The sequence below is a fragment of the Pseudomonas sp. C9-3 genome, assembly GCF_032392015.1.
Taxonomy (GTDB): Bacteria; Pseudomonadota; Gammaproteobacteria; order Pseudomonadales; family Pseudomonadaceae; genus Pseudomonas; species Pseudomonas nitroreducens.
The window spans coordinates 3,304,143-3,325,286 of the sequence record NZ_CP135919.1; the positions used below are offsets into that span (position 1 = coordinate 3,304,143).

A 21,144-nucleotide genomic window follows, 5' to 3' on the forward strand; every position below is an offset into this window, starting at 1 on the left:
GCAAGCTCAGCTGGCTCCCGCAAAAGAGCAGGGCCGATTCAACGGCCCCGCATTCACTGCCCCGCCGCCGGCTTCCAGTCCAGCAGGTGATGGCTGAACCCATGGCTCGCCGACTGGTAGTAGCTGATCGCCCGCGCCACCAGCGGATCGTCCGCCTGTGCCGGCACTTCCGTGCTCGCCCCCAGGGCCTGGTTGTGCCGGCGCAGTTCGCCGCGCGGGCTGAGGATCGCCAGGTCGCGGCCATCGAACAGGCCCAGGTGCTGGTAGTTGCCGATGACCACGCGCGGCGGCAAGGCGTTCGGGACCATCAGGTTGCGCCCGTAGAAGGTCGAGGTGTAGCTCAGGTTGAGGATCGACAGCAGGCTCGGCGCCAGGTCCAGCTGGCTCGCCAGTTCCGCACGTTCGCCGGCCGGCAGCAGCTTGGGCGCGTAGATGAACAGCGGAATCTGGTAGTTCGCCACCGGCAGGTCTTCCTTGCCGGCGCTGCCCGCGGTGTGGTCGGCGACGAACACGAACAGCGTGTTGTCGAACCACGGCTTGCTCTTCACCGCCTTGAGGAACTGGCCGATGGCGTAGTCGGTGTACTTCACCGCACCGTCACGCCCCTCGCCCGAGGGGATGTCGATGCGGCCGTCCGGGTAGGTGTACGGGCGGTGGTTCGAGGTGGTCATCAGTTGCAGCAGGAAGGGCTGCTGGCGCGCGTGATCCTCGTCCGCCACCTTGATCGCCTGGGCGTAGAGATCCTCGTCGCTCATGCCCCAGGCGTTCTTGAAGTGGATATCCGACTCCGCGACGCTGGACTGGTCGACGATGCGGTAGCCGTTGCCGCCGAAGAAGGCGTTCATGTTGTCGAAATAGCCGCGGCCGCCGTACAGGAAAACGGCCTCATAGCCGACGTTCTTCAACTGCTGGCCCAGGCTGGCGAAACCGCTCTCGCGACCGACACGCTTGACGATGGAGCGCCCCGGCGTGGGCGGAATCGACAGAGTGATGGCCTCCAGGCCACGGTCGGTGCGGGTGCCGGTGGCATAGAAGTTGTTGAAGTAGAGGCTGTTGCGACGCAACTCGTCCAGGTTCGGGGTCAGGTCGCGCTCGTCGCCGTTGCTGCCCAGGTACTTGGCACTCAGGCTCTCGATGGTCACCAGGACGATGTTGTAGCGCTTGGGCGCCCCTACGCTGGCGATACTGCGGCGGATGTCCATCGGCCCGGTGCCGGTGAAGCGGGCATTGGGCTCGGCCAGTTCCGAACGGATGCGCTGCGTGACCTGCTCGGGCGGCAGGGTCGCGTAGAACTGCGGATAGTCCAGCTCGTTGTTTCGGAACGCGGCGAAGAACTGGTACGGCCCGTTGCTCGCCAGCTCGCGGGCGTAGGTATTGCCATCCTGGCCGCGCGGGGCATCCTGGTCGACCAGGACACCGGCCGCCAGCGCCATCGCCACCAGGCCGGCGCAACCCAGCAGGCGGCGCGACAGCGGCGGCACCTCGGCGTCACGCAGGCGACCCAGGACCTTGAACAGCGCGAGGGTCACGCCCAGCGAAAGCAGCGCAAGGATGCTCAGCAACAGGCCGATGGGATAGGACTCGAGGATGTTGTTCAGCACCTCGTCGGAATACACCAGGTAGTCGACTGCGATGAAGTTGAAGCGCACCCCGAACTCGTCCCAGAACAGCCACTCGGCCACCGCCGTGAAGAGCATCACGTAGACGCTGGTGAACAGCATCGCCGCCAGCAGCCAGCGCCAACTGGCGCTGCGCCAGACCCGCGCGGGCATCAGCAGGAGGACCACACCCATCGGCAACAGGGCGTAGACCAGGAAGCTGAGGTCGTAGAGCAGGCCAATGGCGAAGACCGCCACATGGGCCGTGCCCACCTCGGGCAGATGGCCGACCAGGAGGGCCAATCGGGTCAGGAAGAAGACGATCAGCCAGAGCAAGGCGACCAGCGCCAGGAAGCGCGTCGGAGCCGAGCGGAAGAGTTGCATGGGGTGTCCTTGTAGAAGTCTTTCCTGCGCAGCACAACGCGGCGCAAGTCGGCGCCGGTACCGGCACCCGGGCGGGACACTACAAGGTAGAAGGAAAAGAAATCGTCAAATTAAGCTGCGGGATTCGTGAATTGCCCACGATCCGGAACCGTTCACCTGAATATCAAGGCAACGGCGCACGAAAAATCCCTCTCTACGTCTTTTTCACATGTCCTTGACGAGACCTTGATCGCGCGATTCGACAATGGGCGGTAACTGACGAGTCGACGCCCATGAACGATCCCCAGCGCCTGTTCACCCCCTCTTCCCGACACCAGCACGATGCCCTGGCCGGCAGCTCGTCCGGTCGCGGGCTATGCCGGCGGATTCGCCAGTGGCGGGAAAAGCGTCTGCTGCGCCTGGCCCTGCGCATGGCCGAGGAGCCGATCCTGATGCTGGAAGTCTCACAGTCGCCCGGCGCCTCCTGGCCCGTGCTGCTGGAGCACAGCAACCGCATCATCGTCGCGACCTGCCCGTCCAGCGACTCGCTGGCCGACGCCCACCGCAAGCTGCCCGAAGCGATGAAACGACGGATCCGCGACTTGCCGGCGCCGCTGGAGGACGCAGAACTGCGCAAGGGCTCGGTCGATTGCCTGCTGCTTCCGGAAATCCCCCAGACCGCCTGCAACAGCCGCAATATCCGCTTGCTGAACCAATGGATTCCGGTGACCCGCGACAGCGTGATCCTGTTCGCCCGCATCGGCCATTCGAATTCGCTCGACGACATACAGCCCTGCCCCTGCGGCTCGGACCCGCACCCCATCGGCCCCGACTTCGCCAATGCGCGCGCCCTGGAACGTGAGTTCCAGCGCCTGGGCTTCTCCCAGATCCACCATTGCAACGTGATCCCCGGTGTGGATGGGGTGCGGATCTACGTCCTGCGCAAGTAAGCCCTCTCGCCCTCCACGGGCAGACCTGCACTTCGCCGCGGCCCTGGTTCTCCGCCGGCAGGTCATTCCACGCTGACGACCGGCCCAGGCCGTGCCATCATCCGGATTTCGCGCCCACCTCCGGAGCTCCCATGCCGCTGACCCTGCTGCTGCGCTGCCACGACCTGGACCTCACCCGCGAGCACTACCGCGACGTGCTCGGCTTTGCCGTGACCGACTCCGCCGAGGGGACGCTCACCGTGCAGCTGGAAGACTGCCGCCTGCTGTTCACCGCGCAGGACCTGTGGGGCAGCGAGGCAGGTTGTTCCGGCACCCTCTACCTGCAACTGGCCGACATCCAGCGCTACTACGACGCGGTAAAGGAGCAGGCGCAGATCGCCTGGCCCCTGCAGGACATGCCCTACGGCTCGCGGGAATTCGGCGTGCGCGACTGCAACGGCTATCACCTGGCCTTCGCCCAGCACAGCTCAGCCTGAACGGGCCTCGACACCTGCTCCTGAGCGCGCAGTGAAGCGCTCAAGAATCAGATCGAGAAAGGGTTCGTCGACGGCTCACGCCGGGAATCGGACTCAGCCTGGGCGCACCGCCTCACTGCCCTGCTTCGGCCAGCAGCCAGTCGCGAAACGCCCGCACCTTGGGCAGCTCGGCACACTCCGGGCGATAGACCACGTAGTAGGCCTGGGTCAGTGGGCAGTTCACACCCCGGTCGGCGAAGGGCCGAATCAGCCGCCCCGCGTCCAGGTCATCACGCACCATCACGCTGCGGGCCAACGCCAGGCCCTGGCCATCCATCGCCGCCTGCAACACCGCAGCCGAGTTGTTGATGCGCAGGCCATGGCTCGCCTCGACCTCGCCATGGCCGGCGGCGTCCAGCCACATGCGCCAGGTCGGGAAGTCCGGATCGTGGGCCATCGACAGATCGTGGATCAGCGTGGCGCGCTCAAGCGCCTTGGCCGATAGCCTGCCGCCCTTGAGCAGCGGGAAGTCCGGCGCACACACCGGGAAGATCGTCTCGCTCATCAGCTGCACCGCCTGCAGCCCGGGCCATTTTCCACGGCCATAGCGCACGCCGACATCGATGCGTTCGATCTGGAAATCCACTGCGCGCGCATTGGTGTCCAGCAGTACATCGAGGCTCGGATAAGCCTGCTGGAAACCCTCGATGCGCGGCAGCAGCCATTTCGAGGCAAAGGCCGGACTCACCGCGACCGTCAGCCCGGCCTGCACACCGGTGTCCTTCAGCCGTGCCAGGCCGGTCGCCAGGCGCTCGAAACCTTCGCGGATATCCGGCAGCGCGGCGCGTGCCGCATCGGTCAGCGTCAGCCGCGCGTTTCCGCTACTGGCACGGGAAAACAGGGCGACGCCCAGCCACGATTCGAGATTGCGAACCTGCTGGCCGACTGCCGCCGGGGTGACATTCAGCTCCGCCGCCGCGGCAGAGAAACTCAGGTGCCGTGCTGCGGCATCGAAGGCGCGCAGTGCGTTCAGGTAGGCCGGAGTGGTCATTGATAGTTTTTCTATTCCGCCAGCGAAGATCTTCTGCGTTGTTGGCCGCCTCGCCCGGTTCGACAATGCGTACCGGACCAGAGCCTTATCCATGCCAGGAGGATAGCAGATACGCCTCTCCGAGCAGGGCTCGACAATCGCAGGCCACTGTCCTCCCGGACACAACGAGGATTCCCACCATGAATAGTTTTTCTAACAAGGTCGCCATCATCACCGGCGGCGGCTCAGGCATCGGCAAGGAAGTCGCGCGGCGCCTCATCGAAGCCGGCGCCAGCGTCGTCATCGGCGGCCGCGATGGCGCCAAGCTGCAAGCCGCAGCCTGTGAGATCGACCCCAGCGGCCAACGCGTACGCACCCTCGCCGGCAGCATCGCCGACCCGGCCACCGCCCAGGCGCTGGTCGAACTGGCACAGCGCGAGTTCGGCGGCGTCGACATCCTCATCAACAACGCCGGCATCTTCACGCCCAAGCCGTTCCTGGAAGTCAGCCCTGAGGAATACGATGCCTTCCTCGACACCATCCTCAAGGGCAAGTTTTTCATGGCCCAGGCGGCAGCCAAGGCCATGCTGCAGCGCGGCGGCGGCGCCATCGTGCAGACCGGTTCGCTGTGGGCCATCCAGGCCATCGGCGCCACGCCGTCGGCGGCTTACTCCGCCGCCAACGCCGGTGTGCATGCGCTGACCCGCAACCTGGCCATCGAACTGGCCGGCTCGAACATCCGCATCAACACCGTGGCCCCGGCCGTCGTGGAGACGCCGGTCTACGGCACCTTCATGGATGCCGAACAGGTGAAACAGGTGCTGCCCACCTTCAACGCCTTCCATCCACTGGGCCGCAACGGCCAGCCGGGCGACGTCGCGGCGGCGATCCTGTTCCTCGCTTCTGACCAGGCCTCGTGGATCACCGGCACCGTGCTGCCGGTGGACGGTGGCGTCACCGCCGGCCGTCAGTGAAGCCCCGGCGCCCGGCAGCGAATTGCCGGGCGCCCGTGGCCTTGCGTCACGCGTCAGACCGTGACGACTATCTTGCCCACCTGCTGGTTGGCTTCCAGGAAGCGATGGGCGTCCTGGATCTGCTCCAGCGGGAAGGTCCGCGCGATCACCGGGCGCAGCGCACCGGACTCCAGCCCCTTGACGATAAACGCCTTGGCGCGCTCCAGCGCCGTCGGGTCGGCAACGATCTCGGCGTAGAGGTAACCCTTCAGCGTCAGGCTCCTGCCCAGCACGGTGAACAGCGGGAACGGCGTCGGTTCCGGGCTCAGCGCGCCGTATTCGAGAAGGATGCCGCCGCGGGCCATGGCCTGGGTGAGCACCTCGAAACCGGGACCACCGATGGGGTCGAACACCACGCGGGCGCCCTGCCCGTCGGTCAGCGCCATGACCTTCTCGACGATATTTTCTTCGTCGCTGACGATCACGTGATCGGCACCCGCCTCCAGCAGCGCCTGTTTTTTCGCCTGGGTGCGGGTGACGGCGATGGAGGTGGCGCCCACCATGCGGGCGATCTGGAAAGCGGCGAGGCCGACACTGCTGGACGCGGCGGTGACCAGCACGAACTCGCCCTTCGACAGCTTCGCCTGCTCCACCAGCGCACCCCAGGCAGTGACGTACTGCATCCAGGACGCGGCGGCCTGTTCGAAGCTGAGGTTCTGCGGGTGCTTCACCACCAGGTACGCCGGCACATTGGCCACTTCGCCGTAGGTGCCCCAGCGGGCGATATCCAGCGGCGGGATCAGGCTCACCGCATCGCCCACCTGGACATTCTTCACGGCACTCCCCACCGCACCCACCACGCCGGCTGCCTCGTAGCCCAGGCGGCTGGGGAACTCGGCTTCCTGCAGGTAAGCGTGGTTGCGGAACATCACCTCGGCGCGGTTCAGGCCGAAGGCCCTGACCGCGATCTGCACCTCGTCCGCCGCTGGCGCGGGCACGTCCACCGCTTCCAGTTTCAGGACGCTGGCGTCACCGTATTGGTGGATTCTGACAATGCGGGCCATGACAACCTCTCTTCAGCGGGCCGGGGCGAAGGCGCCGGCCGGAATGGGAGTGTAGGAAATCCGTTCGGGGTCGCCCGACCATTCGGACCGGGCGCGTCATCCCGCTGGCCAAGGGCGAGCGAAAAGCCGCAGACTGCTCGTCCGAACACAGGACCTCGACATGGATAGCCTGCCCACCCTGCGTACCGAGCGTCTGCTGCTCACGCCCCTGCAACTGGCGGATGCCGACGCCATCCAGCGCCTGTTCCCGCACTGGGAAGTGGTGCGTTATCTGGATAGCCGCGTGCCCTGGCCCTATCCCGATGACGGTGCCTTGACCTACGTGCGCGACCTGGCGCTGCCGGCAATGGCGCGCGGCGAGGAGTGGCACTGGATGATCCGCCTGGCCAGCGAACCCGGCGACGCCATCGGCAGCATTTCCCTCTTCGACCAACCCGGCAATCACCGGGGGTTCTGGCTCGCGCCGAGGTGGCAAGGCCGGGGTTACATGACCGAGGCCTGCGAAGCGGTCACCCGCTACTGGTTCCTGACCCTGGAGCGGCCGCTCATGCAGGTGCCCAAGGCCATCGTCAACCAGGGCTCGCGGCGCATTTCCGAACGCGAAGGCATGCGCTGCATCGACAGCAGCGAAGGCCGTTTCGTCAGCGGTGTGCTGCCGCGGGAAACCTGGGAGCTGACCCGCGAAGAATGGCTGGCACGCCATGCAGCCGACTGAACGGGCCTGGCAAGGCGAGCTGTGGCTGGGCGCGGACTTCTGCCTGGTCGCCGGCACCACCGGCCATGCCCGCCCACACGCGCACTACGCGCATCAGCTGCTGATGGCTCGCGCAGACGAGGTGCAGGCGCTGGTGGACGAGCAACCGCAGCGAGGGTCGCTGCTGGTGATTCCGTCGAACCGCCGCCATGCCATTCAGGCCAGCGAGCAGCCCGTCATCACCCTCTTCGCCGAACCGCTGGCTTTCGAGCTGGCCGATCTGGAGCGCGTCTGCCGAGCAACCGGGCCGGACCTGCCAGCGCTCGCCGCGCAACTGCAAGCCCTGCCTCGCCGTGCACTCGACCCGCGCCTGGGCAAGGCCCTGCAACGCATCCGCGCCCTGGACGATGGCGCCCTGCCCGCCCAGGAACTGGCCGAAGAAGCCGCGCTATCGTTGAGCCAACTGGAGCGGCTGTTCAGCGGCACGCTGGGCCTGTCGGTGCGCCGCCTGGTGCTCTGGCAGCGGCTACGCCAGGCGCTGCGTCTGGCCATGGCCGGCGACAGCCTGACCAGCGCCGCCATCGCGGCGGGCTTCGCCGACTCCGCGCACTTCTCCCGCAGCGTGCGCAGCCAGTTCGGCATCCGCGCCGACCTGACGCTGCGCCAACTGAAGCTGCGGCTACTCGACTAGTACGCGGCGCAGCCCTGCCGGCAATGGCGCCGGCGGGTGCAGCGCACCACCACGGCGGAATGGCTCGCCAAGCTGCGCGAAGTACGCCAGCGGGTAGTCCGGCCGGTCGCCGATGCCCAGGTCGTCCTCTGCCAACTCATAGCCGGGCAGGTACAGCGCGGTACCCAGCAGGCGGTCCCAGAAGCTGAAGAACAGCGCGAAGTTGACGTCGCCCGCAGTGCCGTACTTCAGGTGATGCAGGCGGTGCAGCGGCGCCCAGGCGAACACATGGCGCAGCACACCGATGCGCATGTCGACGTTGCTGTGCTGCAGCAGCAGCTGGATGGCGATGGCAAAGGCCAGCAACGCCGCAACCTCAACGGGAACACCGAGCAACAGCAGCGGCAGCGTGCCGCCCAGGGCTTCGAGCATCTGGTGCAGCGGGTGCTTCATCAGGCCGTTGAAGCCGTACATGCGCGTCACGCTGTGGTGCACCGCGTGCAGACGCCAGAGCAGCGCGGAACGGTGGCTGGCGTAGTGCACCAGGGTGATGCCGAAGTCAGCGATCAGCAGCGCCGCCAGCAATTGCAGCGCCAGCGGCCAGTCCACCGGCCACAGGGCGAAATGTGGCAACCACAAAGCCATCAACGGAATGGCGGCGATACCCAAGGCATTCAGCGTCTCGTTGACCAGCGCGTGGGCCAGGTCGCGGGCGCCATCGCCGTGACTCTCGTTCCAGCCCGCTCGATACGGCCAGAACCGCTCGGCAAGAAAGGCCAGCAGGATCGCCAGCGGCAACAGCGCCGGCAGGCAGAGCAGCGAAACGCCTTCACCGACCAGGTACAGGGCCAGGCCGATGAAGCCGAAGAAGAACGCGGGGGCGTAGAGGTGTCGCATGGGGCAACTCCGGTGCAAATGGGAGTCGCCAGTGTTCCCGTTGCACCTTCGGCGGCGCTTGAACAATCCGCGCATTCGGTCTCGAACTGGCTGCCAGATTACTACGCGCCCAAACCGACATTATCGACTCCTGGCAATCACGGCCGTCATGTACTGGTTCAGATCGCGCAGATCATCGATGGTCCAGGCGTGCGGCGGCACCTTCACGCCGTTCTCGCGCAATGTCCGGGGGATCAGGCTTCCATTGGGACGAAGCACCACCGAAGACACGATGACACCCGGATAGTCACTCAGGCGCTTCCTGAAAGCGGGCGTTTTGAGATCCGGCGTAGGGGGGTTGCTCTTTTTGGCCAGCGGCCCCGTTGCCTTGATATCCGCTCCGTGGCAAACGGCGCACCGCTGCGAGTAGAGATTCTTTCCGTTGAGGTTCTCCGCAAAGGATGACGACATCTGAGCCAGCGTCAGAATTCCTGACAAACCTATGAACAACACCTTCACTTTCACGCGTCCTTGCAGAGCCAATAAAACCTGAATCCAGAGCACATCGCTCAGCGCCGCCAGGCACACCCCAGCGCACTGAGCGCCAGTATCAGCGCCGCTCCGGCGTAGGCCCAGATCGCCGGCACCTGCGGCAGCAGCACGCCGGCGAGGATCGGCCCGAGCCCGGCGCCGATATCGCGCCACACTGCGTTGCCCGCCAGCGCCTGGATGCGTGCCTGAGGATTGCGGCTGGCGACCAGCGTCACCACCAGCGGCAGTTGCAGCGCGCGCAACACCAGCACGAAGAAGGCGCCGACGAACAGCCAGTAGCTGCCGAACATCAGCAGCGCCAGCGAGGTGGCCAGCGACAGGATCACCAGCATGCGTAGCGCGCCGAAGCGGTCCGCCAGTCGCCCGCCGAAGGGGCTGAAGAGCATCTCGCTGAGATAACGCACTGCCATCAGGATGCCCGCCACCAGCACGCCGGTGCCGCCCAGGTGGGTCTGTGCGTAGAGCGACAGGCCGAAGATGAACAGGCCGTCCAGCGTCACGCCTTCGATGAAGGACCAGGTGGCAATGCTGTCCGGCAGGCGCAGACGGCGACCGTTGCTGACGGGAATCTCGTGCCCCGTGGCCGGCAGCGCGCGGGCGCGCCAGAGGCCGCAGAGGGCGGCCACGCAGAGCACGAAGAACACGCTGCGCGGCCCGAAGGCCTGGGCCATCACCGCCCCCAGCGGCAGGGCCAGCATCGGCCCGATGGACAAGGTTGCCCGCGAGCGTCCGGCGCGCCGCGCGGCGCCTTGAGCTTCAGCGGTGGCGAGGGTCTGGGTGCTGAGGTTGAAGGTGGCGAAGCACAGGCCCCAGACCAGGCGAAACACCAGCAACGTGGCAAACCCGGAGAGCGTCGCCGAGGCCAGCGCGCAGGCTGCCGTCGCCAGCGCCGCCAGGCTGCAGGCGGCACGGTCGCCATGGCGAGCGTAGAAACGCACCACCCAGCCGTAGCCGACGATGCGCACCAGGCGGTTGGCCGCCAACAGGATGCCCGCTTCCACCAGGGTGACGCCGAAGTCCGCCGCGTACATCGGCAGCAACAGGTAGAGCAGCACGTCGGCGGGCAGGCACAGGCCGAGCACCTGGGCGGAGTTGCGCGAATCTCGATCGGCGCGGCGCAGCAGCGCCTGCTCGGCAGCGGACGACATGACAGTCTCGTGACGGCGACGGGGCCCGCAGGATAACCCGGCCCCCGGCCCGCAAGACAAGCCTTACGCCCGCCCCGGCGGCTGTGCTATCGCGCGAGTGTGCGCAGGAAGGAGGCGATCACCTGGCTGCTGCGGCGCTCGGCCAGGTAGTACAGGTAGGTCTCGGTGAACACCGGGTCGCCGATGATGCGGATGGCCTTCAGGCGCGGATCGGCGATGTACTCCGCTTCGGACACCACGCCGATGCCGATGCCACGGATCACCGCCTCGCGCAGCGCCTCGCGGCTGCCGATCTCCATGGCGATGCGCGGTGTGACATCCGCCGCTTCGAGCACCCGCTCCAGGGCGACGCGGGTGGTCGAGCCCTGCTCGCGACGCAGCAGCGGCTGGCCCTGGAGCGCCTGCACCGGCACCGCGTCGTGGCGGGCAAAGGGGTGTTCGGCGTGGGCGAAGAGGATCACCGGGTGCCGCGCATACAACTCGGCGACGAAGGCCGGATCGTCATGCAGCCCGGCCAGCACGCCGACATCGGTCACGTAGTTCTCCAGGTCGGCGAGCACCGACGCCGAGTTGCCGATACGGATCGATACGTCGATCTGCGGATAGTCACGGCGATAGCGGTCGACCATCTCGATCACATGGAACGGCCCGACCGCGCCGACCTTCAGCTGGCCGCGATTGAGCTGGCCGGAATCGCGCAGCAGGTTGGTCGCTTCGGACTCGAGCATCGACATCTGCTGGGCAATGGGCAGCAAGGCGCGGCCCACGGCGGTCAGCTCGATGCGACGGCCACGGCGGTGGAACAGCTCGACGTTGAACTCACGCTCCAGGCCCTGGATCTGCGTGGTCGCCGTCGGCTGGCTGAGACCGATGGCCCGTGCGCCGGCGCTGAAGCTGGCGTGGCGGGCGACGGCGAGGAAGGTACGCAGGCGGGCGGTGGACATCCATAGCTCCTATCAATGGATTTGCGTGCAAACCCATATTGATTTGATGGCGTGACTGTCACATGACAGCCCTAGCTTTGGCGCTACCGAACACAACCTCCGGGTAACGCCATGACTTCGCTGACCAGACTGTTCCGCTTCGCCGTGCTGCCGCTCGCCTTCGCCTCCGCCCTGCTCTCGACTGCCCAGGCGCAGGATGCCCTCACCGTCGGCCTGATCCCCTCCGAGGATTCCCAGGCCATGATCAAGAGCAGCCAGCTGGTGCTCGACCAGCTGCAGGAACGCCTGGGCATGCCGGTGAAGCCTTTCGTGGCCACCGACTACAACGGCGTGATCGAAGCCCTGCGCTCCGGCAAGCTGGATGTCGCCTACCTCGGCCCGTTCTCCTACGTGCTGGCGAACAAGGTGGCCGGCGCCGACGCGTTCGCCGTGGCGGTGACCAAGAAGACCGGCAGCAGCGCCTACCACAGCCTGATCATCGCCCGTAAGGACAGCGGCATCCGCAGCCTGGACGACCTCAAGGGCCACACCTTCGCCTTCGTCGACCCCAGCTCGGCCTCCGGCCACCTGTTCCCCAAGGCCGGCCTGGAGCAATCCGGGCATGACCCGAAGGCGCTGTTCTCGCGGGTGATCTTCTCCGGCTCCCACGACGCCAGCATCCTCGCCGTGGAGAACCGCAAGGTGGATGCCGCCGCCGTGGCCGACCGCATCCTCGCCGGCGCGATCAGCGCCGGCCAGGTGCAGCAGGATGACTTCCAGGTCGTCTGGAAATCCGACGACATCCCCGAGTCGCCGATGGTCTGGCGCAAGAACCTCGACCCGGAACTGCAGAAGAAACTGGTCGCCGCGTTCGCCTCGATCAAGGACGTGCCGTGGGGTGACCAGGGCATGCTCAATGGCTTCCAGCCCACCAACGACGCCGCCTACAACGTCGTGCGCGACACCGCCAAGGTGCTCGATCTCGACCTGCGGAGCCTGAAATGATCCGCGTTGCCCAACTGACCAAGGGCTACGGCGACAACCCGGTTCTGCGCGGGATCGACCTGCGCATCGAGGCCGGCGAGTTCGTGGTGATCCTCGGCCAGTCCGGCGCCGGCAAGTCCACCCTGCTGCGCTGCATGAACCGCCTGGCGCAGGCCGACAGCGGTACGCTGCAGGTCGCCGGAGTCGATGCGCTGCTGCCCCGCGACCAGCGCGAACTGCGCCGGCGGGTGGCGATGATCTTCCAGCACCACAACGTGGTGCCGCGCCTGTCAGTGCTGAAGAACGTGCTCACCGGGCGCCTGGGCTGCGTCGGCACCCTCGCCTCGGTGCTGCAACTGTTCAGCCGCGAAGACATCGCCCTGGCCCGCGAATGCCTGCGCCGGGTGGAGCTGGAACACAAGGCCGATGCGCGCACCGATTCGCTGTCCGGCGGGCAGATGCAGCGCGTGGGCATCGCCCGCGCGCTGGCCCAGCGGCCGCAGGTGATCCTCGCCGACGAACCGGTGGCGAGCCTCGACCCGAAGACCGCGCAGCTGGTCATGCACTACCTGCGCGAAGCCACCCGCACCCTGGGCATCACCGTGGTGTGCAACCTGCACCAGGTGGACCTGGCACGCGAGTTCGGCGACCGCATCGTCGGCCTGGCCAACGGCCGCGTGGTCTTCGACGGCAGCGCCGGGGAACTGGATGAATCGGCCCTGCAGCGGATCTACCAGCAACGCCCGAGCGGCGAGGCGACCGCCTACCAGGCGGCGGCGCGCGCGGTGTACACCAGCGGCACAGGAGTCGGCGCATGAACCTGCGAAGCCATCAGTGGATGGTCGAGACGCCGCAGACCAAGCGCGGTTGGCTGACCACCGGCGCTGCCGTGCTGGCGGTGCTCTACCTGCTGCACTGGAGCGCCGAGGGCGCGCAACTGAGCTGGAGCGAACTGGCCAGCGGCCTGCCGCAGATCGGCGACTTCCTCAGCCGCTCGCTGCCGCCGGACCTGAGCATCCTCCCCAGCCTCTGGCGCCCGGCGCTGGAAACCCTGCAGATCGCCCTCTGGGGCACGCTGCTGGGCATCGTCCTGGCGGTGCCGCTGGGCTTCCTCGCCGCGCGCAACCTGCACGGCAACCGCTGGCTGTACCTGGGCACGCGGCAATTGCTCAACGTCATCCGCAGCATCAACGAACTGATCCTCGCCCTGGTGTTCGTCTCGGCGGTCGGCCTCGGCCCCTTCCCCGGCGTACTGGCCCTGGCGCTGCACGGCGTGGGCATGCTCGGCAAGTTCTTCGCCGAAAGCATCGAGGAGATCGACCAGGGCCCCATCGAAGCCTTGCAGGCCACCGGCGCACGGCCGTTGCAGGTGATCGCCTTCGGCGTGCTGCCGCAAGTGATCACCGCCTGGATCGCCGTGGTGCTCTACCGCTTCGAGGTCAACCTGCGCTCGGCCACCGTGCTCGGCATGGTCGGCGCCGGCGGCCTGGGCTTCGAACTGGTCAGCAGCCTGAAGCTGTTCAAGTACCCGGAGACCGCCACCTGCATTCTCGTCATCACCGTCATGGTGGTGCTCGCCGACCTGCTCTCCAACCGCCTGCGCCACGCCATCCAGGGCAACGGCCGGCACTGATCCACCCTCCCTCTTCCACCCTGCCGCGTGCGCCTTCCGGGCGCGCGCCGGGCAGGCTCATGCCTGGAGTTTTGCCAGATGTCCGCACCCGCCGTTATCGGTCAGGCCGATGCCCACCTGCGATCAATCGATTGGAACGAAACCGACGAGGCCCCGAGCATGGCCGCACGTTCAAACAACAACAAGGAACTGCCCATGCCTGCCCGATTCCACAATCCGGTCGCCACCGTTTTCGGCGGTGGCAGCCTGGACCGCATCGCCGACCTCTGCCAAGGCAAGGTCGCCCTGGTGACCTTCCCCGAAGCCGCGCAACTGGGGCTGATCGAACGCGTCCGCCACCTGCTGGGCGAACGCCTCGCCTACGTCATCGACGACGTGCAACCCAACCCCGACGTAGCCTGGCTGCGCAACGTGCACGAGCGCTTCTGGCGTGAAGCGGGCGACTGCACCACGGTATTCGCCCTCGGCGGCGGCAGCGCAATCGACACCGCCAAGGCACTGGTCGTCGGCACCGGGTCCGGGCGCTTCGACGAACTGCTCGACCTGCTGGCCGCCGGCAAGCCCTTCGTCCCGGCGCGGCACAAGACACTGGTCGCCGCGCCGACCACCGCCGGCACCGGCAGCGAAGTGACGCCCTGGGCGACCATCTGGGACGCGCAGCAACAGAAGAAGTACTCCCTGCACCTGGATTGCACCTGGCCGCAGGTGGCGCTGATCGACCCGGACCTGATGCTCAGCGTGCCCGCCGGAGTCACCGTGTCCACCGGGCTGGATGCGTTGTCCCACGCCCTGGAATCGATCTGGAACCACAACGCCAACCCGATCTCCGACACCTTCGCCATCTCTGCCATCGAAGACATCCTCGACTGTCTGCCGCGCCTGCAGCAGGACCTCGGCAACCGTGAACTGCGCTCGCGCATGGCGCTGGCCGCGCTGAAGGCCGGCATGGCCTTCTCCAACACCAAGACCGCGCTGGCCCACTCCATCTCCTACGAGATGACCCTGCGTCACGGCCTGCCCCATGGCATCGCCTGCTCGTTCACCCTGCCGCTGGTGCTGGGCCTGGCCTGGGGTCGCGACGCCGACCGCGACCGCGTGCTGCAACGCGTCTTCGGCAGCGACCTGAAGGGCGCACAGCAGCGCCTGCGTGAATTCCTCCATCGCCTCGGAGTCAAGACCGAGTTCGGCGATTACGGCGTGACGTCCGCCGAGGCCGAAGCGATGATCGACTTCGCCATGCAGGGCGCCCGCGGCCGCAACTTCATCGGCTCGCAAGCCGCCTGAGGTCGTCCTTTACCGGGCGGCCCTGGCTGCCGCCTTTTCCTGTTGCACCGAAAACCTATTGCACCGAAGAAGAGTGCCGACACGCCGAGCCTTGCGCCGGCGCGAGCGAACAAGAAGGAAAACCGCCATGAACCGTGCACAAACCCTGCCTGGCCTTGAGTCATCCGTGTCGCCCTTCCGCGTGGCGCAGTGGCGCATGCTGCTCGCCGCGATGTTCTGCTACCTGTTCTTCTATACCGGCCGCCAGACGTTCGGCTTTGCCATCCCCGGTATCCAGGCCGAGTTCGGCCTGAGCAAGGAAACCCTCGGCTGGGCCTCCAGCGCCATGCTCTGGATGTACGCCATCGGCCAGGCCATCAACGGCAACCTCGCCGACAAGTTCGGCGGCCGGCGCATCATGAGCCTGGGCGCGGTGCTGTCCTGCGGCGCCAACTGGGTCACCAGTTTCGCCGGCGGCTTCGGCAGCCTGATCCTGCCGTGGGGCATCAACGGCTACTTCCAGGCGCTGGGCTGGGCGCCGGGCAGCCGTCTGCTGTCGAACTGGTGGAGCGCCGCCGAGCGCGGCAAGGTCTACGGCTTCTACGTGTTCGCCGCCGGCTGCGCCTCGGTGCTGTCGTATGTCACCTCGGTGGTGGTGATCGACGTGTTGCACCTGGAGTGGCGCTGGATCTTCCGCCTGCCGGTGCTGCTGATGCTCGCCGGCGGCATCGTGTTCTACCTGGTGGCGCGGGAACGCCCGCAGGACATGGGCTTCGAGCCGCTGGCCGACACCGGCGTGGCGAATGCCGAAGACCGCTCCAGCGAAGCGGCCCACGGTGAAGAGGAAAGCTCGACGCAGCGCTACCTGGCGGTGCTGAAGAACCCGCGCCTGCTGGTCGCTGCGCTGTCCCTGGGCTTCCAGAACGCTGCGCGCTACGGGCTAATCGTCTGGGTGCCGGTGCACTTCCTCGGCGCCGACTGGCAGAAGGGCCAGAGCTTCTTCGACCCGAAGTGGATCACCATCGCCCTGCCGGTCGGCATGGCCGTCGGCGCACTGAGCAATGGCTGGGTGTCCGACCGCCTGTTCGGCAGCAAGCGCTACCGCGCGATCATGCTCTACATGGTGCTCGGCGCGCTCACCAGCCTGTGGATGTGGAGCCTGCCGGCGCACAGCAGCATCGGCCTGCTCGCGCTGTTCCTCTGCGGCTTCTTCGTCTACGGCCCGGCATCGAGCTTCTGGGCGCTCTGCCCGGACCTGGTCGGCGCGCGCCGCGCCGGTACCGCCACCGGGATCATGAACTTCTCTTCCTACCTCTTCGCGGGTCTGGCCGAACCCCTGATCGGTCGCATGCTGGACACGACGGGCAATACTTCACTGATCTTCATCGTGGTCACCACGGCCTGCGTGTGCAGCGCGGTGGTCGCCCTGTTCGTCCGGCGCTGAGGGCACGGCCATGCGCCAGGCCTTCCTCACAGAGAGACCTCATGTACCAGTACCACAAGTGGTTGCGCTCCTTTCACGCCGTGGCCCGCACCGGCAGCTTCACCCAGGCCGCGGCGCTGCTCAGCGTCGGCCAGCCGACCATCAGCGAGCAGGTCAGCGGCCTGGAGAAGCGCTTTTCGGTGGAGCTGTTCCACCGCCGCGGGCGCTTCATCGAATTGAGCCCCGCCGGCGAGCAGCTCTACGCGATCACCCAGGGCCTGTTCGGCCAGGAGGACGAAGCCTTGCAACTGCTGCAGAGCTTCCAGCAGCGCAAGCAGGGCATGTTGCGCATCGGCGCGGTGTCGCCGCCGATCGCCATGAGCCTGACCTACGCACTGATGCAGCGTTACCCGCACATCGAGCTGGAGACCTCCTTCACCAGCGAGGCCGGCACCCTGGAGCGGCTGTACAACTTCGACATCGACGTGGCGATCCTCGCCCTCTCGGAGTTCGACCAGCGCCTGAGCACGCAGCTCTACCGCACCTGCCCGATCCTCGCGGTGGTGCGCGACGACCACCCCTGGGCGCAGCAGAAATCGGTCAGCGTGCAGGAGATCGCCAGCCAGCGCGTGGTGTTGCGCGAGCCGGCCTCGCGTACCCGCCAACTGGTCGAAGAAGGCTGCCGCCGACACGGCGTGGAACTGGACTGCGCGATGCAGCTGAACAGCCGCGAGGCCATCGTCCATGCGGTGGTACACGGCATCGGCGTGGGCTTCGTCTCGGCGGTGGAATACGCCGACCGGCCTGGCACGCGCTCCATCGCCTTCGCCGAGGACCCGTTCCACATCGACTACTACCTGTGCTGCCTGGGCATCCGCCGCAAGCGGCCGATCATCGCCGAGCTGTTCGACTCCACGGCCTGACTCTCAACCCGAACACCCCGTGACACCGCGAGCCTGCCATGACGCCGGGCGGGCCGCGCTCATCCTGCCTTTCACAAATAATCCCCTCACAGGAGCACCGCCATGCATTACCAGCAACCCCAGCAACTGCAAGCCGCCATCCTCGACTGGGCTGGCACCGTGGTCGATTTCGGCTCCTTCGCACCGACCCAGATCTTCGTCGAAGCCTTCGCCGAGTTCGGCGTGCAGGTCAGCCTCGCTGAAGCCCGCGGCCCGATGGGCATGGGCAAGTGGGACCACATCCGCACCCTGTGCGACATCCCCGCCATCGGCGAGCGCTACCGCGCGGCCTTCGGTCATCTGCCCACTGACGATGACGTCACTGCCATCTATGAGCGCTTCATGCCGCTGCAGATCGAGAAGATCGCCGAGCACTCGGCGCTGATTCCCGGCGCGCTGGAGGCCATCGCCACCCTGCGCAAGGGCGGGCTGAAGATCGGTTCCTGCTCCGGCTACCCGGCGGTGGTGATGGAGAAGGTCGTGGCGCTGGCCAAGACCAACGGCTACGTCGCCGACCACGTGGTCGCCACCGACGAAGTGCCCAACGGCCGCCCGCATCCGGCCCAGGCGCTGGCCAACGTGATCGCCCTGGGCATCAACGATGTCGCGGCCTGCGTGAAGGTCGACGACACCTGGCCGGGCATCCTCGAAGGCCGCAGCGCCGGCATGTGGACCGTGGCGCTGACCTGCTCGGGCAACGCCCTGGGTCTGACCTATGAGCAGTACAAGGCGCTGCCGGCGGAAAAGCTGGAGCAGGAACGCCGTCGCATCGGCCAGATGTTCGAGGGCTCGCGGCCGCATTACCTGATCGACACCATCGCCGAATTGCCGGCGGTGATCGCCGATATCAATGCGCGGTTGGCGCGGGGCGAGATGCCGCAGGGCAGCTGATCCCGAGTGATAACAAAGAAGGCCCGCTTGATGCGGGCCTTCTGCTTTCTGTAGGAGCGAGCTTGCTCGCGAACATCGCCGCGGGGAATCGGTTCGCCAGCAAGCTCGCTCCTACAAAAGATCGGCCATGCATCCCGTGATATCACCGCAATAGCACTTCAGACCGTTCGTCAGGCCTCTGTAAACATTCGGAACAAAATTTCCGTCCTTCATCTCGAACCGTAGGAACTGTCATATCCGCGTTACACATCCGACAGCGGTGTATCAACGGATTTACAGCGATTAGAACGGATTCACGGTCGGATTCAGGACCTTTCGTCATAATTCGACGAGTTATTGCAAGATATTTCACAAGGATGCGAAATGGCTCTTCTCTCTTGCCGTAGAGAGCTTTCGGCAGATTCCTGCCTTGCTCCACGAGCCCCATGGATGGGTATCGATCTTCCCCTTCGAACTGCCCTGCAACTGGCCGCCCTGACCATGGGCGCGTGCAGTGGCGCTGCCGCCCTGGCCGCCGACCCGCTCCCCGCCCAGCAACTTCTGCAACAGCAGGAACGTGATCGCGCGCTGCGCGAGCAGATGGAACCCTCGCCGGATGTGCGCCTGAAGCTGCCGCCCAGCGGCCTGGAAGGCAACCGCCTGCCGCGCAACGAGGCACCCTGCTTTGCGATCCGCCAGATCACCCTGACCGGTGATGCCGCCGAGCAATTCCAGTGGGCCCTGCGCGCCGCCGACCCGAAGGACGACCCAGCCACCGGCCAGTGCCTGGGCGCCAACGGCATCAACCTGACGATGAAGCGCATCCAGAACGCGATCATCGAACGCGGCTACGTCACCTCCCGCGTGCTGGCGCAGCCACAGGACCTGAAAAGCGGCACCCTGGAACTGACCCTGGTGCCGGGGCGCATCCGCTCGATCCGCTTCGCCGAGGACACCTCGCACCGCGCCAATGCCTGGAACACCGTGCCCGCCAAGCCCGGCGACCTGCTCAACCTGCGCGACATCGAACAGGCGCTGGAGAACTTCAAGCGGGTGCCCACCGCCGACGCCGACATCCAGATCACCGCGGCCGAAGGCGCCGGCGCGCAGCCCGGCGAGAGTGACCTGGTGATCGCCTGGCGGCAGAAATTCCCGATCCGCTTCAGTCTCTCGGTGGACGACTCGGGCACCGACGAGACTGGCAAGTACCTGGGCACCACCTCGGTGTCCTTCGACAACTTCCTGACCCTCAGCGACCTCTTCTACTTCAGCTACAACCACGACCTGGGCGGCGGCGACTCCGGCGATCGCGGCTCGCGCGGCCACACCCTGCACTACTCGGTGCCCTTCGGTTACTGGCTGCTGGGGGTGACCTCCAGCGAGTACGACTACCACCAGACCATCTCCGGGGCGAACCAGGACTACAGCTATAGCGGCGAGAGCAAGAACGACGAGATCAGCCTCACCCGCATGCTCTACCGCGACGCCGTGCGCAAGACCACCGCCAGCATCGGCGGCTGGAGCCGGCGCTCGAAGAACTGGATCGACGACACCGAGATCGAGATCCAGCGCCGGCGCATGGCCGGCTGGTCGTTCGGCCTGACCCATACCGAATACATCGGCGCCTCCACCCTCTACCTGAGCACCGGCTACCGCCGCGGCACCGGAGCGCGCAATGCCATGGCGGCGCCGGAGGAGCCCTTCGACGAAGGCACCTCGCGCTCCAAGATCATCACCGCCGAAGCCCAGCTCAGCGTGCCCTTCGCCCTGGGCGACCAGCGCCTGCGCTACAGCAACACCTGGCGCGCGCAATGGAACCGCACACCGCTGGTACCCCAGGACCGCTTCACCATCGGCGGGCGCTACAGCGTGCGCGGCTTCGACGGCGAGCAGATCCTCTCCGCCGACCGTGGCTGGCTGACCCGCAACGACCTCGGCCTGGCGCTCGGCCAGACCGGCCAGGAAGCCTACGTGGGCGTGGACTACGGCGAAGTCGGCGGGCAGTCGAGCAAGTACCTGATCGGCACCCACCTGGCCGGTTACGTGCTGGGCCTGCGCGGCGGTTATCGCGGCGTGTCCTACGACGTTTTCGTCGGCCAGCCGATCAGCAAGCCCAAGGGCTTCGACACCGCCACCACCACCGGCGGCTTCAACCTGACCTGGTCCTTCTGAGGAGGCGCCCATGCATATCGACGGATTCGACATCACCGCGCCGGGCTTCTTCGACGAGCCCTGGAGCGAAGCCGAGGCGCTGGGCTCGGCGGTCTGGCTGTGGCTGCACTCGGCGTCCCACCGCGACATCCCGCTGCACGCGCTCAACGCCCTGCTGCTGCCGGCGATCAGCCATCGCCAGTTCATCCTCGGCCGGCAGAACGGCCGCCCGGTGTTCTACGTCGCCTTCAGCAACCTCAGCCTTGCGGCCGAGGCGCGCTACCTGAGCCAGCCGGCCATCTGCATGCCGGCCGTCGACTGGAACAGCGGCGAGCGCATCTGGTTCAACGACTGGGTGGCGCCGTTCGGCCACTCCGTTCCGGTGTCGCGCGTCCTGCAGCGGCACTTCTTCGCCAACCGCTGCGGCCGGGCGCTGTACCACCGTGGCGAACAACGCGGCCTGAGGATCAAGAAGTTCCAGGGTGTCGCGGTCATGCCCGCCGAAGCGCGCGCATGGTTCTCCGACCACCCGCTGGCCATCCAGCTCTGAGCGCGCCCCGCGGCCTGCGCCCTGAACCGACA

At 66.8% G+C, this 21,144-nt stretch carries 21 protein-coding genes; 14 read left to right on the forward strand and 7 right to left on the reverse strand.

The window, feature by feature from the left end; genetic code table 11:
• Nucleotides 1-53: 53 nt before the first annotated feature.
• The gene (locus RS899_RS14735; RefSeq protein ID WP_315810372.1) at nucleotides 54-1,982 is read right to left on the reverse strand and encodes an LTA synthase family protein; all 1,929 of its coding nucleotides are present in this window, start codon (nucleotides 1,980-1,982) and stop codon (nucleotides 54-56) included.
• A 272-nt stretch (nucleotides 1,983-2,254) separates the two neighbouring features.
• Between RS899_RS14735 and RS899_RS14740 the strand changes: the two genes are divergently transcribed.
• The gene (locus RS899_RS14740) at nucleotides 2,255-2,911 is read left to right on the forward strand and encodes a hypothetical protein (protein ID WP_315810373.1); all 657 of its coding nucleotides are present in this window, start codon (nucleotides 2,255-2,257) and stop codon (nucleotides 2,909-2,911) included.
• Nucleotides 2,912-3,042: 131 nt separating this feature from the next.
• Nucleotides 3,043-3,387: a VOC family protein gene (locus RS899_RS14745; RefSeq protein WP_315810374.1), complete on the forward strand. Its 345-nt coding sequence runs from the start codon at nucleotides 3,043-3,045 to the stop codon at nucleotides 3,385-3,387.
• A 112-nt stretch (nucleotides 3,388-3,499) separates the two neighbouring features.
• Here the strand turns inward: RS899_RS14745 and gcvA are convergent, their stop codons facing one another.
• Nucleotides 3,500-4,417 (reverse strand): transcriptional regulator GcvA, encoded by a 918-nt coding sequence (gcvA, locus tag RS899_RS14750; protein WP_315810375.1) that lies wholly within the window; start codon nucleotides 4,415-4,417, stop codon nucleotides 3,500-3,502.
• Nucleotides 4,418-4,596: 179 nt separating this feature from the next.
• Here gcvA and RS899_RS14755 point away from each other — a divergent pair, with 179 nt between their 5' ends.
• Nucleotides 4,597-5,370: an SDR family NAD(P)-dependent oxidoreductase gene (locus tag RS899_RS14755; protein ID WP_233297842.1), complete on the forward strand. Its 774-nt coding sequence runs from the start codon at nucleotides 4,597-4,599 to the stop codon at nucleotides 5,368-5,370.
• A gap of 53 nt (nucleotides 5,371-5,423) precedes the next feature.
• On the opposite strand, the gene RS899_RS14760 is transcribed toward RS899_RS14755, so the two are convergent.
• On the reverse strand, nucleotides 5,424-6,413 hold the full coding sequence (locus RS899_RS14760; protein WP_315810376.1) for a zinc-dependent alcohol dehydrogenase family protein: 990 nt from the start codon (nucleotides 6,411-6,413) through the stop codon (nucleotides 5,424-5,426).
• A 160-nt stretch (nucleotides 6,414-6,573) separates the two neighbouring features.
• On the opposite strand from RS899_RS14760, the gene RS899_RS14765 reads away from it, so the two are divergent.
• Complete coding sequence (locus tag RS899_RS14765) at nucleotides 6,574-7,128, forward strand: GNAT family N-acetyltransferase (protein WP_233297844.1); 555 nt, start codon at nucleotides 6,574-6,576, stop codon at nucleotides 7,126-7,128.
• Complete coding sequence (locus RS899_RS14770; RefSeq protein ID WP_037015627.1) at nucleotides 7,115-7,798, forward strand: helix-turn-helix domain-containing protein; 684 nt, start codon at nucleotides 7,115-7,117, stop codon at nucleotides 7,796-7,798. Before RS899_RS14765 ends, RS899_RS14770 begins: the two co-directional genes overlap by 14 nt.
• Here the strand turns inward: RS899_RS14770 and RS899_RS14775 are convergent.
• From RS899_RS14775 to RS899_RS14790, 4 genes are all read right to left on the reverse strand, one after another.
• Nucleotides 7,787-8,674 carry a sterol desaturase family protein gene (locus tag RS899_RS14775; RefSeq protein WP_315810377.1) on the reverse strand — a complete coding sequence of 296 codons (888 nt, stop codon included), beginning with the start codon at nucleotides 8,672-8,674 and terminating at the stop codon, nucleotides 7,787-7,789. The two genes, RS899_RS14770 and RS899_RS14775, sit on opposite strands and share 12 nt — an antisense overlap.
• Nucleotides 8,675-8,794: 120 nt before the next feature.
• Complete coding sequence (locus tag RS899_RS14780) at nucleotides 8,795-9,124, reverse strand: c-type cytochrome (RefSeq protein ID WP_409978083.1); 330 nt, start codon at nucleotides 9,122-9,124, stop codon at nucleotides 8,795-8,797.
• Nucleotides 9,125-9,222: 98 nt separating this feature from the next.
• Nucleotides 9,223-10,353, reverse strand: a complete 1,131-nt coding sequence (locus tag RS899_RS14785; protein WP_054909879.1) for an MFS transporter — start codon at nucleotides 10,351-10,353, stop codon at nucleotides 9,223-9,225.
• 86 nt (nucleotides 10,354-10,439) lie between these two features.
• Nucleotides 10,440-11,297: a LysR substrate-binding domain-containing protein gene (locus RS899_RS14790; RefSeq protein WP_037015629.1), complete on the reverse strand. Its 858-nt coding sequence runs from the start codon at nucleotides 11,295-11,297 to the stop codon at nucleotides 10,440-10,442.
• 111 nt (nucleotides 11,298-11,408) lie between these two features.
• Between RS899_RS14790 and phnD the strand changes: the two genes are divergently transcribed.
• From phnD to RS899_RS14835, 9 genes are all read left to right on the forward strand, one after another.
• A complete protein-coding gene (gene phnD / locus RS899_RS14795) occupies nucleotides 11,409-12,281 on the forward strand; it encodes a phosphonate ABC transporter substrate-binding protein (RefSeq protein ID WP_315810379.1) in 873 nt (290 codons plus the stop codon).
• Nucleotides 12,278-13,078: a phosphonate ABC transporter ATP-binding protein gene (gene phnC, locus RS899_RS14800; protein ID WP_315810380.1), complete on the forward strand. Its 801-nt coding sequence runs from the start codon at nucleotides 12,278-12,280 to the stop codon at nucleotides 13,076-13,078. Before phnD ends, phnC begins: the two co-directional genes overlap by 4 nt.
• On the forward strand, nucleotides 13,075-13,893 hold the full coding sequence (gene phnE, locus RS899_RS14805; RefSeq protein ID WP_233297848.1) for a phosphonate ABC transporter, permease protein PhnE: 819 nt from the start codon (nucleotides 13,075-13,077) through the stop codon (nucleotides 13,891-13,893). The genes phnC and phnE overlap by 4 nt, the downstream gene beginning before the upstream one ends.
• 195 nt (nucleotides 13,894-14,088) lie before the next feature.
• Entirely contained in the window at nucleotides 14,089-15,177 is a 1,089-nt protein-coding gene (psrA, locus tag RS899_RS14810) for an iron-containing alcohol dehydrogenase PsrA (RefSeq protein ID WP_233297849.1), read from the forward strand.
• A gap of 127 nt (nucleotides 15,178-15,304) precedes the next feature.
• Nucleotides 15,305-16,600 carry an MFS transporter gene (locus tag RS899_RS14815; RefSeq protein ID WP_315810381.1) on the forward strand — a complete coding sequence of 432 codons (1,296 nt, stop codon included), beginning with the start codon at nucleotides 15,305-15,307 and terminating at the stop codon, nucleotides 16,598-16,600.
• A 41-nt stretch (nucleotides 16,601-16,641) separates the two neighbouring features.
• Complete coding sequence (locus RS899_RS14820) at nucleotides 16,642-17,502, forward strand: LysR substrate-binding domain-containing protein (protein WP_315810382.1); 861 nt, start codon at nucleotides 16,642-16,644, stop codon at nucleotides 17,500-17,502.
• Between the two features lie 102 nt (nucleotides 17,503-17,604).
• Complete coding sequence (phnX, locus tag RS899_RS14825; RefSeq protein WP_315810383.1) at nucleotides 17,605-18,432, forward strand: phosphonoacetaldehyde hydrolase; 828 nt, start codon at nucleotides 17,605-17,607, stop codon at nucleotides 18,430-18,432.
• A 429-nt stretch (nucleotides 18,433-18,861) separates the two neighbouring features.
• Nucleotides 18,862-20,583, forward strand: coding sequence for a ShlB/FhaC/HecB family hemolysin secretion/activation protein (locus RS899_RS14830; protein WP_315810384.1), 1,722 nt, complete (start codon nucleotides 18,862-18,864; stop codon nucleotides 20,581-20,583).
• Nucleotides 20,584-20,593: 10 nt separating this feature from the next.
• Nucleotides 20,594-21,112, forward strand: a complete 519-nt coding sequence (locus RS899_RS14835; RefSeq protein ID WP_315810385.1) for a toxin-activating lysine-acyltransferase — start codon at nucleotides 20,594-20,596, stop codon at nucleotides 21,110-21,112.
• Nucleotides 21,113-21,144 lie beyond the last annotated feature (32 nt).

What these genes read in the sequence shown, in the direction of transcription:
- RS899_RS14735 (WP_315810372.1), bottom strand. Translation starts at nt 1,982, where the DNA reads ATGCAACTCTTCCGCTCGGCTCCGACGCGCTTCCTGGCGCTGGTCGCC.
- RS899_RS14740 (WP_315810373.1), top strand. Translation starts at nt 2,255, where the DNA reads ATGAACGATCCCCAGCGCCTGTTCACCCCCTCTTCCCGACACCAGCAC.
- RS899_RS14745 (WP_315810374.1), top strand. Translation starts at nt 3,043, where the DNA reads ATGCCGCTGACCCTGCTGCTGCGCTGCCACGACCTGGACCTCACCCGC.
- gcvA (WP_315810375.1), bottom strand. Translation starts at nt 4,417, where the DNA reads ATGACCACTCCGGCCTACCTGAACGCACTGCGCGCCTTCGATGCCGCA.
- RS899_RS14755 (WP_233297842.1), top strand. Translation starts at nt 4,597, where the DNA reads ATGAATAGTTTTTCTAACAAGGTCGCCATCATCACCGGCGGCGGCTCA.
- RS899_RS14760 (WP_315810376.1), bottom strand. Translation starts at nt 6,413, where the DNA reads ATGGCCCGCATTGTCAGAATCCACCAATACGGTGACGCCAGCGTCCTG.
- RS899_RS14765 (WP_233297844.1), top strand. Translation starts at nt 6,574, where the DNA reads ATGGATAGCCTGCCCACCCTGCGTACCGAGCGTCTGCTGCTCACGCCC.
- RS899_RS14770 (WP_037015627.1), top strand. Translation starts at nt 7,115, where the DNA reads ATGCAGCCGACTGAACGGGCCTGGCAAGGCGAGCTGTGGCTGGGCGCG.
- RS899_RS14775 (WP_315810377.1), bottom strand. Translation starts at nt 8,674, where the DNA reads ATGCGACACCTCTACGCCCCCGCGTTCTTCTTCGGCTTCATCGGCCTG.
- RS899_RS14780 (WP_409978083.1), bottom strand. Translation starts at nt 9,124, where the DNA reads ATGTCGTCATCCTTTGCGGAGAACCTCAACGGAAAGAATCTCTACTCG.
- RS899_RS14785 (WP_054909879.1), bottom strand. Translation starts at nt 10,353, where the DNA reads ATGTCGTCCGCTGCCGAGCAGGCGCTGCTGCGCCGCGCCGATCGAGAT.
- RS899_RS14790 (WP_037015629.1), bottom strand. Translation starts at nt 11,297, where the DNA reads ATGTCCACCGCCCGCCTGCGTACCTTCCTCGCCGTCGCCCGCCACGCC.
- phnD (WP_315810379.1), top strand. Translation starts at nt 11,409, where the DNA reads ATGACTTCGCTGACCAGACTGTTCCGCTTCGCCGTGCTGCCGCTCGCC.
- phnC (WP_315810380.1), top strand. Translation starts at nt 12,278, where the DNA reads ATGATCCGCGTTGCCCAACTGACCAAGGGCTACGGCGACAACCCGGTT.
- phnE (WP_233297848.1), top strand. Translation starts at nt 13,075, where the DNA reads ATGAACCTGCGAAGCCATCAGTGGATGGTCGAGACGCCGCAGACCAAG.
- psrA (WP_233297849.1), top strand. Translation starts at nt 14,089, where the DNA reads ATGCCTGCCCGATTCCACAATCCGGTCGCCACCGTTTTCGGCGGTGGC.
- RS899_RS14815 (WP_315810381.1), top strand. Translation starts at nt 15,305, where the DNA reads ATGAACCGTGCACAAACCCTGCCTGGCCTTGAGTCATCCGTGTCGCCC.
- RS899_RS14820 (WP_315810382.1), top strand. Translation starts at nt 16,642, where the DNA reads ATGTACCAGTACCACAAGTGGTTGCGCTCCTTTCACGCCGTGGCCCGC.
- phnX (WP_315810383.1), top strand. Translation starts at nt 17,605, where the DNA reads ATGCATTACCAGCAACCCCAGCAACTGCAAGCCGCCATCCTCGACTGG.
- RS899_RS14830 (WP_315810384.1), top strand. Translation starts at nt 18,862, where the DNA reads ATGGGTATCGATCTTCCCCTTCGAACTGCCCTGCAACTGGCCGCCCTG.
- RS899_RS14835 (WP_315810385.1), top strand. Translation starts at nt 20,594, where the DNA reads ATGCATATCGACGGATTCGACATCACCGCGCCGGGCTTCTTCGACGAG.